Source organism: Mycobacterium sp. ITM-2016-00316 (genome assembly GCF_002968335.2).
In the GTDB taxonomy this organism is placed as follows: domain Bacteria; phylum Actinomycetota; class Actinomycetes; order Mycobacteriales; family Mycobacteriaceae; genus Mycobacterium.
The window spans coordinates 3689843-3705753 of sequence record NZ_CP134398.1; the positions used below are offsets into that span (position 1 = coordinate 3689843).

Genomic DNA, 15911 nt, shown 5'->3' on the forward strand with positions numbered 1-15911 from the left:
TCAGAACGGTGGTGGGTCGCTGTCGTTGTCGGCGAGTTCGAGGGCGCGCTCCAGTTGGTTCCGTTGGCGTTCGGCTTTGATGCGCTGCGCCCGGTCCTGGGCGCGGGTGCGTTGCCGGAGCGGCATCTTGGTGTCGCGGTCGGTGTCGTCGATGAGACTGATCGCCCGTTTTCGCGGGATGGGCGTGTCAATGTTCCAGTGCGGGAACAGGATTGCCGCGCCGGGGGCTTTCTGGTAGCTGTGCCCGGTGGGTGCTGTCCATTGGATGCTGCCGTCGGGTTTCGCTGCCGGTTCCCAACCACCGAAAGTCTTGACCAAATGGTGCAGACGGCACAGCGGCCCGAGGTTGCCCGGATGCGTCGCCCCGGCCGGCCACGGGATCAGATGATCCAAGTCGCAGCGGTGTGCCGCCCGGTTGCAACCGGGGAAGCTGCAGGTCATCGAGCGCATCCGGACGAACGCGGTCAGCGCGGCCGACGGCCGGTATTGGCGTTCGGCGGGTAGATCGGCGATCTCGGCGAGGGGTTTGATGGTGGCGCCGGCGGCGATGAGTTCGGCGAGCATGGCGGCCGGGATGATGGCGCCATCGAGCATCACCCCGGGGCTGGGGCTGCGGGCCGCGGGTGCTGCAGGCTCGGTGCTGGCCGCGGGTGCGGCGGGCGCAGGGGGCTTGGTGCTGGCAGCCGGCGCGGCAGGCTCGGATGGTCCAGCGGGTTCGGACTTCGCGGCCGGTGTCTGCGGCTCGTGCTCGGGCGCAGCGGGTTCGGATTCCGCGGCCGGTGTCTGCTCCTCTTTCTCTGGCGCAGCCTCGGTCGCGGCGGGCTCGGAGTCCGGGGCGCCCGCACCGCCGGGCGTGCTCTGCGGCGGGGTGTCTTCACTGGCGGCGGGCGCCTGGTCGGTGAGCGCGTAGATGGTGATCGCGCCCGCGCGCGGATCCTTCCCGCTGCCCGCACAGCCGGTATCCCCGCACTCGCAGGTCAGTCGTTCCAGGGCGGGGCCCACCACACCCAACGCGGCCAGCGCGGCGGCGCGCAGTTCCCCGCGACGGCGCGGATCATTGGGGCAGACGGTGTCGGCCAGGGCGTCGAGCCGTTGTTCCAGGATCTTTTTGTCGGTGATACGCAGCCGTCCCCAGAACGAGGCCACCCCGTTGGGGTCGTCCTTGTCGTCGAACTCCACGTAAAGGTCTTTGGCCGCCCGCCGGGAGCGCACGACGGCTTCGGGGTCGAACTTCTCCACCCACAGATCAACCGCGCCGATCAACTGTTTCTCCGAATGCGCCCCATACTCGCCCGCTTCACCAGAGATCGCGGTGTCGATCAACACCAGCGCGTCCTCGTCGACGACCAGATGCGTGCGCCAGGTGATCGCATCGATCACCGTCGCCGAGATCGCGCCGGTGGCGAACAGGGCCGCGGTGCGGGGCAGCCGGTCACGCAACGCTTGGGCGATGCGCATCTGCTTGGACGCGGCATAGGGGTTGAGGTTGCAGGCCGCAGCGACCGCAGCCTGCGCCCACGCCCAGCCATCGATCACCTGATGAGCAACAGTGTCATCCTCGTCATCACACTGGCGGGCCACCACTTCGCCGATCAACGCCAACCGCGCCGCGGCGGCCTTCGCCTCGGTCTGGGTCATCGTCGTGACCGCGCTGATGAGCGCCTCATCGCTCAGCTCCGCGAGTGAGCCACGATCCAAACCTTCGAACATGTGTTCTATATTACTCGCGCCCCCGACATCGCAAAGCGGGAACTTCGCGGCTGTGGATAACTTTCATCAGAACTGGCAAGGAAGTGCCGGGCATCGTTACGTTGGCGCCCAGCAGCGTGATCCACGCTCAACCTCTGATGGCCGAACCCAGCGCCGCCACCACGCGAGGCAATGGGACTCGTTCTCGGATCGACAGAATCACCTCGACACCGGAGCCGAGAGCCCGCAACAACCCACCGTTCGACGACCCCTGGACGGCCGACAACACGTTCCGACCGTCCGGGGTGACGTCACTTCCGCCGTAACACCATCACGTTGTCGATCAGATGCCCCGGCTGCCCATCGGGTCCGGTGGCCTCGCGCTCGACCGGGCCCACCCGCACGCGTTCCCAGCTGTCGTCGAGGTCGAGCGATCCGACCACTTCCTCCGCACTGGGAAACTCGACGTGGCGGTGGTTCGACCAGGGCGGCGCCTCACCGTGATCGACGATCACCATTAGTCCCCCGGGCGCGACCGCAGCCGCCGCCCGCTTCAGCACCCGCGCCCGGTCCAGTGGAATCTTCGAGTGCAGGAACTGTGCGGACACCAGATCGAATTCACCGTCCGGGAAACTCACCTCGAGATCGTGGTGCTGAAAGTCGATCTTGCTCAACAACTCCCCCGCGTCGGCCGCCGCGCGGTCCAGGGCCACTTGTGAGACATCGGTGGCCACCACCGACCATCCCCGCGACGCCAGCCAGCTGGCGTCTGCGCCCTCACCGCATCCCAGGTCGAGGGCACGCCCGGCCGGCAGCGACTCCGCAACCTCGGACAACCGCAGGTTCACCCGCCCGCTCCACACCCGATCGCGCTGCCCGTAGTGCTCGTTCCAGTGCTGCTGGACATCGGGTGCCGGCCACGGCGGGACGGGCAGGCCGACGTCATCGGCCAGCAGGCTCTGCACCACGGCGGCCGCCGCGAGCGACCCACTGGCCACCGCGGCCGCCACCTGGGGCATCTGCACGCTGACGTCACCGGCCGCGAACACTCCGGAACCGTGGTCCGCTGGAACTGGTCGACGACGATGGCATCTGCCGCAACGGGACTCGCCGGCGCGAATGCCACGCCGAGATGGGCGGCCAGGTGTGAACGCTGATGCAGCACCGCCGCCACCAGTACACCGCGTCGCGGCAGCGGCGCACCCTCGGTGAATCGCACTTCGGTCAATACACCACCCTCGGCATGGAATTCGCTGACCTGGCGGTCGTCCACCGCAATGCCGGCGGCCGCCAGCAGGTCATTCTCCAGGCCCGCGCCGTTGCTGAGCACGACGACATCGTCGGTCCAGCCCTTGAGCATCAACGCCATGTGCACAGCCCGCTCCCCGTCGGCGAGCACGGCCAGCGGCTGGTCGCGAACCTCCCAGCCATGGCAGAACGGGCAGTGGAAAGCCGAACCACCCCACAGCGCCTCCAGACCGGGGAGCTGCGGCGGCCGGTACTGCATACCGGTCGCCAGCAGGATCCGGCGCGCGTGTTCGTGGCCCCCGTCGGCGAGTTCGACGACGAAGTCCGGCCCGTCCGCCTTGGCGGCGGTGACCCGCGCCGACCGAAAGGTGACGTTCGGGTATTCCGTGAGCTCCGCACGGCCCGCCTCGTACAGCTGGGCGGGCGGCCTGCCGTCGTGCCCCAGCAGCCCGCCGATACCGTGGGCGGCCAGATTGCTCTGCTCACCGTCGTCCAGGATCAAGGTGCGCCGCCGCGCGCGGCCGAGTACCAGCGCCGCGCTCAGACCGGCCGCGCCGCCACCGACGATGATGCAGTCCCATTGGTTGTTCATGTCATCGAGCTTGCCGATCGCCGGACAAAATGCCAAGCTCGTTTGCCATGGAGGCAAAGAGTGTCGATGACACCGTCCGCAAGCGGCTGCGGGATCTGCGCACCCAACAAGGCCTGACGCTGCAGGATGTGGCCGCCCGCGCCAGCATCGACGTGTCGACGCTGAGCCGGTTGGAATCCGGCAAGCGCCGGCTGGCGCTGGATCACCTGCCCCGGCTGGCCCTCGCGCTGTCGGTCAGCACCGACGAACTGCTGCGCGAGCCGGAGTCCGAGGACCCGCGTGTCCGCGGCAGCTCGCACACCCGCAACGGGGTGACCTACTGGCCGTTGACCCGTCAGGGCCCCACCGGCGGACGGCACACGTTCAAGGTGCGGGTCAGCACCAAACGCAACACACCGCCCACCGAACTTCCGGTCCATGAGGGTCAGGAATGGATGTACGTGCTCTCCGGGCAGCTGCGCCTGGTCTTGGGAGAACGCGATTTCATCATCAAACCCGGTGAGGCTGTGGAATTTTCAACGTGGACGCCGCATTGGTTCGGCACCGTCGACGGGCCGGTCGAGGCCATCATGATCTTCGATGTCCACGGTGAACGGCTGCACCTGCATTCCAGCTGAATCAAAGGTAGGAGGTTTGGTTCACCAACCGCACCGAGGCGAGCCCGTCGGGATAGAACTCGGCGATGCTCAGCGATGCGAGATCGAGGTGCAGCCGGTACAGAATCCCGGCGCTACCATCGAGCGCCAGTCGCAACATGGTCTTGATCGGCGTGACATGCGATACCACCAGCACCGTCGACCCCGCGTACTCCTCGACGATCCGGTTGCGGGCCCTGCGCACCCGCTCCGCCACCGCATCGAAGCTCTCACCACCCGGCGGGGTCACACTGGTATCACGCAGCCACCTGCCGTGCAGGTCCGGATCCCGTTGGGCCGCCTCAGAGAACGTCAAGCCCTCCCACCCACCGAAATCGGTCTCGATGAGATCGTCGTCGATGACCACGTCGAGGCCGAGTTCCTTCGCGGCAGCACCGGCTGTCTCCCGGGCGCGCCCCAAGGGCGAGCAGACGACCGCGTCGATACCGCCCTTCTCCCCCAGGTAGCGAGCCGCCGCCGCGGCCTGGTTGCGTCCGAGTTCGGTGAGCGACGGGTTGCCCCGCCCGGAGTACCGGCGGTCCACCGAGAGCTCGGTCTGCCCGTGGCGCAACAACATCAGCCGGGTCGGTTCGCCACGAGCGCCGCTCCAGCCCGGCGAGGCCGGGGCTGGGGTCGGCGCCGACACGGGAGCCGCCGCAGCATCCATCGCCGCGTTGGCCAACCGGTCGGCATGCGAGTTCTCCGCCCGCGGTATCCAGCCGTACTCGATCTGTCCGAATTGCCGGGCCAGTTGCGCGGCTTCCCGATTGAGCTCCAGCAGGTCGGGATGCTTGACCCGCCAGCGCCCCGACATCTGTTCCACCACCAGCTTGGAGTCCATGAACACCACCACCTCGGTGGCACCCAGTTCGGCCGCCGCGGTCAGTCCGGCGATCAATCCGCGATACTCGGCGACGTTGTTGGTGGCCCGCCCGATGGACTCCTGACGCTCGGCGAGCACCGCCGAGCGGTCCTCGCTGAACACCACCGCGCCGTAGCCTGCCGGACCCGGATTCCCCCGCGATCCGCCGTCGGCTTCGACGACCACCTTCACTGTTTGACCCGCAACAGGATCGCTCCACATTCCGGGCACCGCAGCACCTCGTCGTCATCGGCGGCCAGGATCCTGGCCATCTCGCCCCGGTCGATCTCGATACGGCATGCCCCGCAACGCTTTCCCTGCAACAGGCCGGCTCCGGCACCGCCACCGGCGCGCTGCTTCTCGTAGAGGGCGACCAGGTCTGCATTCAGCAGCGACGTCAACTCCGTGCGCCGCCCGGCGGACACCTGGCGGACGTTCTCGATGTCCACCAGTGCCGCGTCGCGCGCGAGCTGTGCCGCCGACAACTCGTTCTGCAGGGCGTCGATGCGGGCCAGGTGCTCGGACTGCTGCCGCTGCAGCTCCTCGCGGCGTTCCATCACCTCCAGCAGCGAATCCTCCAGGGAGGACTGGCGGCGCTCCAATGTCTCCAGCTCGTGCTGGAGTTCGCTGAGCTGCTTGGCGTTCACTGTGCCGCCCTGCAGCAGTGTGCGGTCACGGTCCTCGCGCTGGCGCACCGAATCGATCTCGCTCTCCAACTTGGTGATCTCGCCGTCGAGGTCCTCCAGGGCGATCCCGACCACCGCAAGCTGGTCGTTGGCCTCCTGGTACAGCGCCTGCACCCGTTCGAATTCCTGTTGCTCGGCCAGATTGGCGGCACGATGGTCGACGCGACGCAATTCGGCATCGACCTCGGCCAGGTCCAGTAGCGAACGTTGCTGACTCACTTCGGCTTTCATGATTGGGAACCTCCATCGATATTCCACGGATCGGTGCGCACGGTACTCACGCGCACCGGTAATGCCTCGCCGAAACTGCCGCGCAGCAGCGTTGCCGCCTGGTGACACCAGGGGAACTCACTTGCCCAATGCGCGACGTCGACCAGTGCCACATCAGAGATCCGGCCGTGCTCATCGGCCGGGTGGTGCCGCAGATCTGCGGTCACATAAGCCTGTACCCCGGCGCCGTCGACCGCGCCGAGCAGCGAGTCGCCCGCGCCGCCGCAGACGGCGACCCGGGACACCACGGCGTCGGCGACGCCGGCGGCCCGCACACCCCAGGTGGTCGCGGGCAGCGCGGCGCGCACCCGGGACACGAACGCCGACAACGGTTCCGGCTGGGGCAGTGTGCAGATCCGGCCGATCCCGACATCGGCGGGCAGCGGTGCCAGCGCGAAGACGTCGAAGGCGGGTTCCTCGTAGGGATGCGCGGCGCGCAGCGCGGTGAGCACCCGTGCGCGCAGCCGCGCCGGCGCGATCACCTCGACGCGGTCCTCGGTGACCTGCTCGACGGTGCCCACCTCACCAATGGCCGGCGTGGCACCCGCGTGCGGCAGGAACTGGCCGGTGCCGGTGACACTCCAGCTGCAGCAGGAGTAGTCACCGATCTGCCCGGCACCCGCGGCGAACATCGAATCCCGCACCTGCGCAGCCTGTTCGACCGGAACGAACACCACCCACTTGTCCAGTTCGGGTCCGGAAGGCCCGCGCGACAGCACGTCCTCGACCACCAGGCCCAGCGTCTCGGCTAGCGCATCGGAGACACCCGGCGAGGCCGAATCCGCGTTGGTGTGTGCGGTGAAAAGCGCCTGCCCGGAACGGATCATCCGGTGGATCAGGGCGCCCTTGGCGGTCGAGGCGGCCACCGTGTCCACACCGCGCAGCAAGAGCGGATGGTGCGCCAGCAACAGTCCGCCCTCGGGCACCTCGGCGACCACGGCGTCGGTGGCGTCCACCGCCACCGTCACCGAGGTGACCGGCTCTGCCGGGTCACCGGCCACCAGCCCGACCGAGTCCCAGTCATGAGCCAGCGCAGGCGGATACGCCGCGTCCAGGACGTCCATCACCTCGGCGAGCGAGACACTCATCTCAGGGCCTCCAGCAGCAGCGGCCATTCGGGACGCACCGCCGCCCGCAGATACTCGCCGTCCAGACCGACGAAGGTGTCGCAACGGCGCACCGCAATCCCCCTGGTTTCCAGTTGCTTTCGGGTCAGCTCGGCATCGTCGACGCGCAGCAGCACGAACGGTGCGCAGCCGTCCACCACGTCGACCCCGACGTCGCGCATCCCGGCGACCATCTCCGTACGCAGGGCGGCGAGCCTGCGCGCGCCGGCATCCGCCTCGGCCACCGCTTCCGGGGAACAGCAGGCCGCGACGGCTTCCAGTTGCAGAGTGCCCAGCGGCCAGTGTGCGCGCCGGGCGGTCAGCCGGGCCAGCACCTCCGGCGCCCCGAGTGCGTAGCCGACCCGCAGGCCGGCCAGCGACCAGGTCTTGGTCAGGCTGCGCAGCACCACCACATCGGGCAGCGACATCCCGGCCAGCGATTCGGGCTCGCCGGGTACCGCATCGGCGAAGGCCTCATCGACGACGACGATCCGGCCGGGCGCGCGCAGCGCGAGGATGTCACGCACCGGGTGCAGCACCGAGGTCGGGTTGGTGGGGTTGCCGACCACGACCAGGTCGGCCCGAGCGGGTACCGCCGCGCCGGCCAGCCCGAACGGCGGGTCGAGGACCACGTGCTGGATCGGCACCCCGGCGGCGCTCAGCACCGCCTCCGGTTCGGTGAACGACGGCGCGATCAGTGCGGCCAGCCGCGGGTCCAGGTTCGGGAGCAGCGCAAATCCCTCGGCGCCGCCGGCCAGCAGCGCCACCTCGCCGACCTCGCGTCCGTGCCGCGCGGCCACCGCCTCGGTGGCTCGGGCAACGTCGGCCGCGCTCGGGTAGTGCCCCAGGTCGCTGAGCCGCCCGCCGAGGCGTTCGACCAGCCAGGACGGCGGTCCGGCAGCGCGGACGTTGACGGCGAAGTCCAGCATCCCGGACGTGACGGCCTGGTCGCCGTGATAGCGCGCCGCCTGCCGAACCTCATGAACCACAGCACGACAGTAGTGCGCCGACCAGCGGCACCGGAACATCGGCGACAATGGTGGGGTGACTGAAACCGTGACCCGAGCTCCCCAGTTGGTGCTGTTCGACCTCGACGGCACCCTGACGGACTCAGCGGACGGCATCGTCGCCAGCTTCCGGCATGCGCTGGAGAGCATCGGCGCCTCCGTCCCCGACGGCGATCTCGCCGGCCGGATCGTCGGCCCGCCCATGCATCACACGCTGACGTCCATGGGCCTCGGTGACCGCGCCGACGAGGCCATGACCGCCTATCGCGCCGACTACACCAGTCGTGGCTGGTCGATGAACCGGCCGTTCGATGGCATCCCCGAGCTGTTGGAGGACCTGAAGCGCGCGGGCATGCGGCTCGCGGTGGCGACGTCGAAGGCACAGCCCACCGCGCAGCGCATCCTGGCCCACTTCGGGATGGACGGGTATTTCGAGGTCATCGCCGGCGCCAGCCCGGACGGCAGCCGGGCCGCCAAGGCCGAGGTGATCGCGTACGCGCTGGCGCAGCTGGGCCCGCGGCCGCAGCGGGTGCTGATGGTGGGTGACCGTAGCCATGATGTCGAGGGCGCCTCCTTCCACGGTATCGACACCGTGGTGGTCGACTGGGGATACGGCGGCACCGATTTCGACGGGCCCGACGCCCCCGCACCGCTGCACCGGGTGGCCACGATGGCCGAACTGCGGAGGGTGCTCGGTGTCTAGTCGGCCGGCTGGGGGCACCTCCCGCTTGCGGGGGAGAGCGCAGCGACCCGGGGAACAGTCGGTGCATGTGACGTTCGTCTGCTCGGGCAACATCTGCCGGTCCCCGATGGCCGAGAAGATGCTGGCCCACCAGATCGCGGGCCGCGGTCTGGCCGAACAGGTGCGGGTGACCAGCGCCGGGACCGGCGGCTGGCATGCCGGTGACGGCGCCGATCACCGCACCAACGCCGTTCTGCTGGCGCACGGCTATCCGACCACTCACCGCGCGGCCCAACTCGACGAGGACCATCTGGCTGCCGACATGGTCGTCGCCATGGGGCGCAACCACGCCCGCATGCTCGCCGACATGGGTGTCCCGCCGGAGAGGTTGCGGATGATGCGTTCCTTCGACCCGCGCTCGGGCGCGTTCAGCTTGGACGTCGAGGATCCCTATTACGGTGGTCCGGAGGATTTCGAGGCCGTCTTCACCGTCATCGAGGCCGCGCTGCCCGGCCTGCACGGCTGGATCGACCAGCAATTGGGACGGCACCGATGAGCACGTGCGCGAACGGGAAACAGCCATGAAGCGTTTCGGATTTCTGTTCCGGCCGCAATGGCTGGCGCTGTATGTCGTCGTGGCGGCCTTCGCCTGGTTGTGCTTCACCGTGCTGGCGCCCTGGCAGCTCGGCAAGAACACCACGACCTCACGCGAGAACGCCCAGATCGCCAACTCGCTGAACACGGATCCGGTGCCGCTGACAAACTATCTGCCGCAGCAGGATTCGTCGGCACGCGAGCATCAGTGGCAGCGGGTCACAGCCTCGGGCCGCTACCTGCCCGAGGCGCAGGTGCTGGCCCGTCTGCGGTCGGTGGACGGTGCGCCGGCCTACGAGGTGCTGGTCCCGTTCGTCGTCGACGGCGGACCGACCGTGCTGGTCAACCGCGGCTACGTCAAACCCGAGCAGGGCACCGCGGTGCCGACCATCGCGCCCGCGCCGGTGGAGCCGGTCACCATCACCGGGCGGCTGCGCGACGCCGAGGGGGTGTATCCCGGCAAGGACCCGCTCATCGCCGAGGGGACGCAGCAGGTCTACACCATCAACCCGGAGCAGATTTCGGGGCTGACCGGTGTCCCGCTGACGGGCTCGTATCTGCAACTGGTCGAGGACCAGCCCGGCGGGCTCGGCGTGATTCCGCTGCCCGTGCTGGATGCCGGCCCGTTCCTGTCCTACGGAATTCAGTGGATCGCGTTCGGCATCATCGCCCCGATCGGTGTGGGGTATTTCATCCTCGCCGAGGTGAAGGTCCGGCGCCGGGAGAAGGCTCTGGCTAACCCGCAGACCGATTCCGAGCCCGACCAGGCTGCGGCCCCGAAGCCGGTCAGCACCGAACAGAAGCTCGCCGACCGGTACGGCAAGCGGCACTGACGGCCACCGCCAGCACGGTCGCCCCGGCCTGCACCGCCCGCGACAGCCGCACCCCACCACGCAGGTCGGCCGCGTCGGGGGCCGGGCCTTCACCCAGGGTGGGACGCATCTCGAGGCGGTGCGAATACTGGGTGGGGCCACCGAGCTGCACCCCCAGCGCCCCGGCGAAGGACGCCTCGGCGACACCGGCGTTGGGGCTGGGATGTTTGCCGGCGTCGCGTTGCCAGGCTCGCCAGGCGGCGCCCGGCGCGCCGCTGACCGCCACCACGACCAGCCCGGTCGCACGCGCTCCCACATAGTTCACCACATCATCGAATCGAGCTGCCGCCCAACCGAACTGCAGATATCTGGGCGACTTGTGGCCGATCATCGCGTCCAGGGTGTTGGCGCCTCGGTAGACCAACAGACCGGGCACGCCCGCGACCGCTCCCCACAGGATCGGCGCGACCTGCGCGTCGGAGGTGTTCTCGGCGACCGATTCCAGGGCGGCACGGGCCAGACCGTCGGCGTCCAGGGCCGCCGGGTCACGACCACACAGCGACGGCAGCAGCGAGCGGGCCCCGTCGATATCGTCGCGCTCCAGGGCGTCCGCCAGCCGGGCACCGGTACGGGCCAACGATGTTCCACCGAGCACCACGTAGGTGCTCACCGCCGTGGCCGCGGCCACCCACACCGGGCCGCGCCGGCGCGCGGTGCGCTCGACGGCCACCCCGAGCACCCCCAGGGCGCCGAGCAGCGCGGCGGTGTGGGCGGCGCCGGCGGCCCGGTTGTCGGCGTAGGTGCGGCGCTCCAGCGCCGCAGCGGCGGACCCGAATGCGGCGACGGGATGGCCGCGTTGCGGGTCGGCCAGGAACACGTCGGCCAGGTAACCGGCCGCCAGGCCGATCGCGCGGGCACAGCCATTGGGCGCAAACACGTCGGCAGCGTCTCACAAGGTGGTGTACTCGGTTCCATGAGGCTCGGTCCCCCACGGAATCCGAGGCGTGTCGCCGATCTGATCAATCCGGCCGCGGCGCTGGCACCTGCCGCGAACGTCATCATGCAACTGGCTTCCCCCGGCGTCGGGTACGGCGTCCTGGAGAGCCCGGTGGACCGCGGCAACGTCTATCGGCATCCGTTCAAACGGGCCCGCACCACCGGCACCTATCTGGCGGCGGCCACCGTGGGAACCGACGGCGACAGGGCACTGATCCGCGGGGCCGTCGACACCGCGCACCGCCAGATCCGGTCCGGTGCGAACAGCCCCGTGCGCTACAACGCATTCGATCCCGCGCTGCAACTGTGGGTGGCGGCCTGCCTGTACCGCTACTACGTCGATCAGCACGAGTTCCTCTACGGCCCACTCGATGACGAGTCCGCCGATGCGGTGTACCGGGACGCCGCACGGCTGGGCACCACGCTGCAGGTACGCGAGGGCATGTGGCCGGCGGACCGCGTCGCGTTCGAGGAGTACTGGAATCGATCACTGGACGATCTGCGGATCGACGAGCCGGTGCGCAGGCATCTCCACGGAGTGGCGGCGCTGGTGTTCCTGCCGACCCCGCTGCGCCAGGTGGCCGGCCCGTTGAACCTGTTCGCGACGACCGGATTCCTGCCCGCCGAGTTCCGCACCCTGATGCGGTTGCGCTGGACCGGCCGCCAGCAACGGGCGTTCGACGCCCTGATCGCCGCGCTGCGGATCGCCGACCGCGTCGTCCCGCGCGATCTGTGGTTGCTCGGCTATCAGCTCTATCTCTGGGATATGCGATCGCGTGCGCGACGCGGCAAACCGGTGGTGTGAGGGGCGCGCGAGCGGGTACTTGGTAGGTCATGCTGACGAAGATCGCAGGTACCGCCACCCAGTTCATCGAGGGAGTCGGGGGTGTCTTCGGTATCCGTGCGGGCACCGAAGAACCGCTCTACGTTCACGAGGACAACATCGGTGAGATCGAGATCCGTCGGTACGGTCCGCGCGTGGCGGCGCAGACCAGCGTCAAGGGCGACGGTCAGGATGCGCGCAGCGAGGGCTTCCGGAGGCTGGCCGGCTACATCTTCGGCGGCAATCACCGCAAGACGAAGATCGCGATGACGGCCCCGGTGGCGCAGCACGGGGAGAAGATCGCCATGACGGCCCCGGTCGCGCAGACTCACGCCGGGGGCACCGGCGATTCGGTGATCCGGTTCTATATGCCCTCGAAGTGGTCGATGGAGACGCTGCCCGAACCCGACGACAGTTCGGTGACGGTGGTGGAGGTGCCATCCGAACGCTTCGCCGTGCTGCGCTTCAGCGGTGACCGCAGCTCGACGGCCGTCACGACCAAATCGGCCGAGCTCCTGACGGCCCTGCAGGGCACCGACTTCACGACCGACGGGCAGCCGGTGGCATGGTTTTACGACCCGCCATGGACGCTGCCCTTCCGGCGCCGCAATGAGGTCGCGGTGCCGCTCACGGGGTGAGCGGCACCGGCGACCCAGTGCGATCAGTACTGGTACTCGGCCGGGCAGGACAGGTCCACGTAGACCGTCGCACCCGGAACGGCAGCGTCGGACGCTCCGCGCACGGAGTCGACCGAGCAATTGGACAACGGCCCGTTGCGGGTGCCGTTCAGCTGCACGTTGTAGCCCTGAGTGCGCAGGTCATAGATCGTTTCCTCGACCGACGACGCTCCGGCTGGGGCCGCCGACGCGGTGGCCGCCAACCCGAATGAGCCGCCCGCCAATGCCATGAAGGCTGCCGAGGCCAAGAGAATTTTCTGCATTTTCGTGTTCCTTTCGGGCAGAGTTGAACCACCCGGCGGCGCGCAGTGGACACCCGGGGCGGGACTCTGTGATTTCTGAAGTTGTGACGTGTGGGTTCTAGGAGTTATCTATCGGCATATCAGTAGGTTTCAGGCACGTGACCCGCCTTCCGCTGAACCAGACCTGTGCTGTCTCTCAACGTATGAGCACGCGTCATCACTGGCACCGCACTCACACCCATCACCAACACTTCTCGGCCGGTGGACATTCCACATCTATGGTCGAATTTCACGAAGGTGGTTGTCCAGGTGGGAATCCCGCGTGTCCTCCGGGGGTTATCCCCAGGACCGACGGAGTCCAGGCCCGGGCATGCCGTCGGGGATGGCCCGTTTTGTCCGTCGACAACAAATGTCACGGATCCGATATACGGCCACTTAATCCAACTCTGACCGCGCCAATTCACCCGCGCGGAGCACGGGATAGGGAATGTACCGATGCAGGTGCTGCGTTACAGTTTGTGACATCGGATCGCCGGTTTTCGCAGACCATCGCGCCGACCCACGTTTCACTACACGTAAAGGACACGAAGATGGCAACAAATCGTCTGGCTCGTCGTCGGATTTCGGCAGCGGTTGGCGGTGGCGCCATCATCGCGATGATCGGCTTCACCGCAGCGTGCAGCAGTGACAGCGACAAGCCCGAAGAGTCGCCCACCACGACTACAACCACCACCGAGGTCTCGCTGACCCCCACCGAAAAGTCGCTCAACCCCGGCGGTGGTGTATTCACTCCCCCGGTGACGGCGCCTCAGCAGACCGTCGAAGGACCGAACGACTGACGCATTTCAATTAGGTACGGGCGGGTCCGAATATCATTCGGGCCCGCCCTGCTTTTGTGTTCGGCCCGGTGCGGCGCCAATGGCGGGCGCGGACGGATTCACACCCTTTGCGTCGATCACTGCACGAACTGTGGGGCCTCATTGCAGGTGCGAGATCCGCGGATAGTTTGTGGCGGGATCACCGCGTTTCACCGCGGCGCCCAGACCGTATCGAGATCTTTTCGTGGGCAGCCTCTTTGACGGTCGCATGCCCAGGGCGCCCCTGGACGCCCGATATGCGGCGACTGCTCAGCAGGGCCCCTCGACGGGCTCCGTCCGGCACGGCTACCGCGGGCAGCTCGCCGAACCTACTTACCCGGGAACTTGATGGTGGGCGCGGACGGTATCGAACCGCCGACCGCTGGTGTGTAAAACCAGAGCTCTACCACTGAGCTACGCGCCCCGTCGCAGGCAACTTACACGTCGCGCCCGCGTGCGGTGAAATCCTCAGCCGCCCCGCAAGGCCGCCAACGCCTGCCGCCAGACCAACTGGTCGCGAAGCTCGCCGGGTTGCATCATCTCGGCGAAGCCGATGATGCCGTCGCGGTCGATGGCGAACGTGCCCCGGTTGGGGTAGCCGGCGTCGGCATTGAACACGCCGTAGGACTGCGTCACCGCGCCGTGTGGCCAGAAATCGGACAGCACCGGGAAACCGAAGCCGTTGTCGGTGGCCCAGACCTTGTGGGTGGGTGGCGGTCCGACGGAAATGGTGAGCACCCCGGTGTCGTCGTTCTGGTACTCGGGCAGCTGGTCGCGGATCTCCCCGAGTTCGCCCTGACACACCCCGGTGAACGCCAGTGGGAAGAACACCAGCAGCACGTTCTTGCCGCGCAGCGCCGAGAGCGTCACGGCGCGGCCGTGTTGATCCTTGAGCGTGAAGTCCGGCGCGCTGTCGCCGACAGCGAGCATGCCTATCGGCTTTTCGCGACGGCCTTGGACTTCGGCTGCACCAATCGGCTGGCGATCCAGTCCCCCAGATTCGCCGACGAGGTCTGCATGAGTCCCGCGGTGGGCGCGGACTCGGCGATCTCGGCCGGTTGCACGTGGCCGGGCTTGCCGGTCTTCGGCGTCACCACCCAGATCACGCCGTCATCGGCGAGCGGGGTGATGGCGTCCATCAGTCGGTCCACCAGGTCACCGTCGTCATCGCGCCACCACAGCAGCACCACGTCGACAACCTCGTCGGAGTCCTCGTCCAGCATTTCACCGCCGCACGCATCCTCGACGTCGAACCGGATATCGTCGTCGGTGTCCTCGTCCCAGCCCAACTCCTGGACGACCTGACCCTTTTCGATACCCAACTTCTGGGCGTAATTCGGGTCGGATTCCTTCCCCGCCGCGACCACCTTCTGTCCTCCCTCATCCTGCTTCGTATGCGCCTCCGAACTTCTGGAGCCTTATCGTCGCACGTCGTGTTGTGGTAGCCGCCCCCTGGCGGCAAGTTTGACCCAGTTCGTCAGTAAGCCGCGTCGCACAGATCCAGTGCCACCGTCCGGGAATCGTTCAATTCGTTGATGGCGTCATTGAACGGACTCGGCCCGATATCTGTCGCGATCGCCGAGGCCACCGCCCGCGCGGCGTCGACCCAGCGGGTGAGCGCACCGCTCAATTCGGGCCCCAGCGGATCGGACAGACTGCCCGCGACCAGGTCCGCGCTGCCGTTCAGCGCGTCGATCGCCGGCCCTGAGGTGGCCGCCGCGTCGGCGTTCTGGTTGTACGCGTCGACGTAAGCGTTGACCGAACTGATGGCGTCCGCGCTGCTGTTGCTGATCGCCTCGCATGAGGAGTGCACCGCGCTCTTGGTGATCGACACCTGGCGCTCGGACTCCCTGGCGCTGGAACTTGCCGCCGACTCGGCGGCCGACGCTGACACCGACGCCTGATAGATCGGCGCGTCGGCCGTGTTCACCGTGGCGGTACCGCTGGTGACACTTGCGCATCCCACCACGATCATGGCCAGGCCGGCGGGCACGCCGAGTGCCAGCGCGGCGGTGCGCGTCCGCCCCGGTGCTGCGGACCTCCGCCAACTGTTCAGCATCGTCGCCAAACTTACCGGTTCGCCGCCGCGATGGGCAGATCATTGCAGTAGGCAACCCCGCCCGGTGATCTGCG

General features: G+C 68.2%; 19 protein-coding genes and 1 tRNA gene. 7 read left to right on the forward strand and 13 right to left on the reverse strand.

The features are described from left to right. The 3 genes from C6A86_RS17765 to C6A86_RS17775 form a co-directional block, all read right to left on the reverse strand. On the reverse strand, positions 1-1710 hold the full coding sequence (locus tag C6A86_RS17765; protein WP_311100811.1) for a DUF222 domain-containing protein: 1710 nt from the start codon (positions 1708-1710) through the stop codon (positions 1-3). Between the two features lie 290 nt (positions 1711-2000). Continuing rightward, entirely contained in the window at positions 2001-2624 is a 624-nt protein-coding gene (locus C6A86_RS17770) for a class I SAM-dependent methyltransferase (RefSeq protein ID WP_396835350.1), read from the reverse strand. Continuing rightward, the gene (locus C6A86_RS17775) at positions 2534-3529 is read right to left on the reverse strand and encodes an NAD(P)/FAD-dependent oxidoreductase (RefSeq protein WP_311100812.1); all 996 of its coding nucleotides are present in this window, start codon (positions 3527-3529) and stop codon (positions 2534-2536) included. Before C6A86_RS17775 ends, C6A86_RS17770 begins: the two co-directional genes overlap by 91 nt. A gap of 47 nt (positions 3530-3576) precedes the next feature. On the opposite strand from C6A86_RS17775, the gene C6A86_RS17780 reads away from it, so the two are divergent. After that, positions 3577-4146 (forward strand): helix-turn-helix domain-containing protein, encoded by a 570-nt coding sequence (locus C6A86_RS17780; protein WP_105364343.1) that lies wholly within the window; start codon positions 3577-3579, stop codon positions 4144-4146. A 1-nt stretch (position 4147) separates the two neighbouring features. Here the strand turns inward: C6A86_RS17780 and C6A86_RS17785 are convergent, their stop codons facing one another. From C6A86_RS17785 to cobC, 4 genes are read right to left on the reverse strand one after another with little or no spacing between them, the layout of a single operon-like run. After that, positions 4148-5218, reverse strand: coding sequence for a bifunctional RNase H/acid phosphatase (locus tag C6A86_RS17785; RefSeq protein ID WP_105364342.1), 1071 nt, complete (start codon positions 5216-5218; stop codon positions 4148-4150). Then, a complete protein-coding gene (locus C6A86_RS17790) occupies positions 5215-5943 on the reverse strand; it encodes a zinc ribbon domain-containing protein (RefSeq protein ID WP_105364341.1) in 729 nt (242 codons plus the stop codon). The genes C6A86_RS17785 and C6A86_RS17790 overlap by 4 nt, the downstream gene beginning before the upstream one ends. Continuing rightward, the gene (locus tag C6A86_RS17795) at positions 5940-7070 is read right to left on the reverse strand and encodes a YqfO family protein (RefSeq protein WP_105364340.1); all 1131 of its coding nucleotides are present in this window, start codon (positions 7068-7070) and stop codon (positions 5940-5942) included. Before C6A86_RS17795 ends, C6A86_RS17790 begins: the two co-directional genes overlap by 4 nt. Continuing rightward, entirely contained in the window at positions 7067-8116 is a 1050-nt protein-coding gene (gene cobC / locus C6A86_RS17800) for an Rv2231c family pyridoxal phosphate-dependent protein CobC (RefSeq protein WP_105364339.1), read from the reverse strand. Before cobC ends, C6A86_RS17795 begins: the two co-directional genes overlap by 4 nt. Positions 8117-8132: 16 nt before the next feature. Between cobC and C6A86_RS17805 the strand changes: the two genes are divergently transcribed. The 3 genes from C6A86_RS17805 (at position 8133) to C6A86_RS17815 (ending at position 10204) form a co-directional block, all read left to right on the forward strand. Continuing rightward, a complete protein-coding gene (locus tag C6A86_RS17805) occupies positions 8133-8798 on the forward strand; it encodes an HAD-IA family hydrolase (RefSeq protein ID WP_199196266.1) in 666 nt (221 codons plus the stop codon). Positions 8799-8904: 106 nt separating this feature from the next. Beyond that, positions 8905-9333, forward strand: coding sequence for a low molecular weight protein-tyrosine-phosphatase (locus tag C6A86_RS17810; RefSeq protein WP_233213082.1), 429 nt, complete (start codon positions 8905-8907; stop codon positions 9331-9333). A 25-nt stretch (positions 9334-9358) separates the two neighbouring features. Beyond that, a complete protein-coding gene (locus C6A86_RS17815; protein ID WP_105364336.1) occupies positions 9359-10204 on the forward strand; it encodes an SURF1 family protein in 846 nt (281 codons plus the stop codon). On the opposite strand, the gene C6A86_RS17820 is transcribed toward C6A86_RS17815, so the two are convergent. After that, entirely contained in the window at positions 10158-11120 is a 963-nt protein-coding gene (locus C6A86_RS17820; protein ID WP_105364335.1) for a cobalamin biosynthesis protein, read from the reverse strand. The two genes, C6A86_RS17815 and C6A86_RS17820, sit on opposite strands and share 47 nt — an antisense overlap. A 36-nt stretch (positions 11121-11156) precedes the next feature. On the opposite strand from C6A86_RS17820, the gene C6A86_RS17825 reads away from it, so the two are divergent. Further along, the gene (locus C6A86_RS17825; RefSeq protein ID WP_105364334.1) at positions 11157-11984 is read left to right on the forward strand and encodes an oxygenase MpaB family protein; all 828 of its coding nucleotides are present in this window, start codon (positions 11157-11159) and stop codon (positions 11982-11984) included. Positions 11985-12013: 29 nt separating this feature from the next. Beyond that, the gene (locus C6A86_RS17830; RefSeq protein ID WP_105364333.1) at positions 12014-12640 is read left to right on the forward strand and encodes a heme-binding protein; all 627 of its coding nucleotides are present in this window, start codon (positions 12014-12016) and stop codon (positions 12638-12640) included. A 23-nt stretch (positions 12641-12663) separates the two neighbouring features. Here the strand turns inward: C6A86_RS17830 and C6A86_RS17835 are convergent, their stop codons facing one another. Then, positions 12664-12942 (reverse strand): hypothetical protein, encoded by a 279-nt coding sequence (locus C6A86_RS17835; protein ID WP_105364332.1) that lies wholly within the window; start codon positions 12940-12942, stop codon positions 12664-12666. 569 nt (positions 12943-13511) lie between these two features. Between C6A86_RS17835 and C6A86_RS17840 the strand changes: the two genes are divergently transcribed. Beyond that, positions 13512-13760, forward strand: coding sequence for a hypothetical protein (locus C6A86_RS17840; RefSeq protein WP_105364331.1), 249 nt, complete (start codon positions 13512-13514; stop codon positions 13758-13760). 367 nt (positions 13761-14127) lie between these two features. Here C6A86_RS17840 and C6A86_RS17845 read toward each other — a convergent pair. The 4 genes from C6A86_RS17845 to C6A86_RS17860 all read right to left on the reverse strand — a co-directional run bounded on the left by C6A86_RS17845 (position 14128) and on the right by C6A86_RS17860 (position 15837). Further along, a tRNA-Val gene (locus C6A86_RS17845) sits at positions 14128-14202 on the reverse strand. A 44-nt stretch (positions 14203-14246) separates the two neighbouring features. Further along, complete coding sequence (locus C6A86_RS17850) at positions 14247-14708, reverse strand: peroxiredoxin (RefSeq protein ID WP_105364330.1); 462 nt, start codon at positions 14706-14708, stop codon at positions 14247-14249. Positions 14709-14710: 2 nt separating this feature from the next. Next, positions 14711-15145: a DUF3052 domain-containing protein gene (locus tag C6A86_RS17855; protein WP_105364329.1), complete on the reverse strand. Its 435-nt coding sequence runs from the start codon at positions 15143-15145 to the stop codon at positions 14711-14713. A gap of 110 nt (positions 15146-15255) precedes the next feature. Continuing rightward, positions 15256-15837: a hypothetical protein gene (locus tag C6A86_RS17860; protein ID WP_199196265.1), complete on the reverse strand. Its 582-nt coding sequence runs from the start codon at positions 15835-15837 to the stop codon at positions 15256-15258. Positions 15838-15911 lie beyond the last annotated feature (74 nt).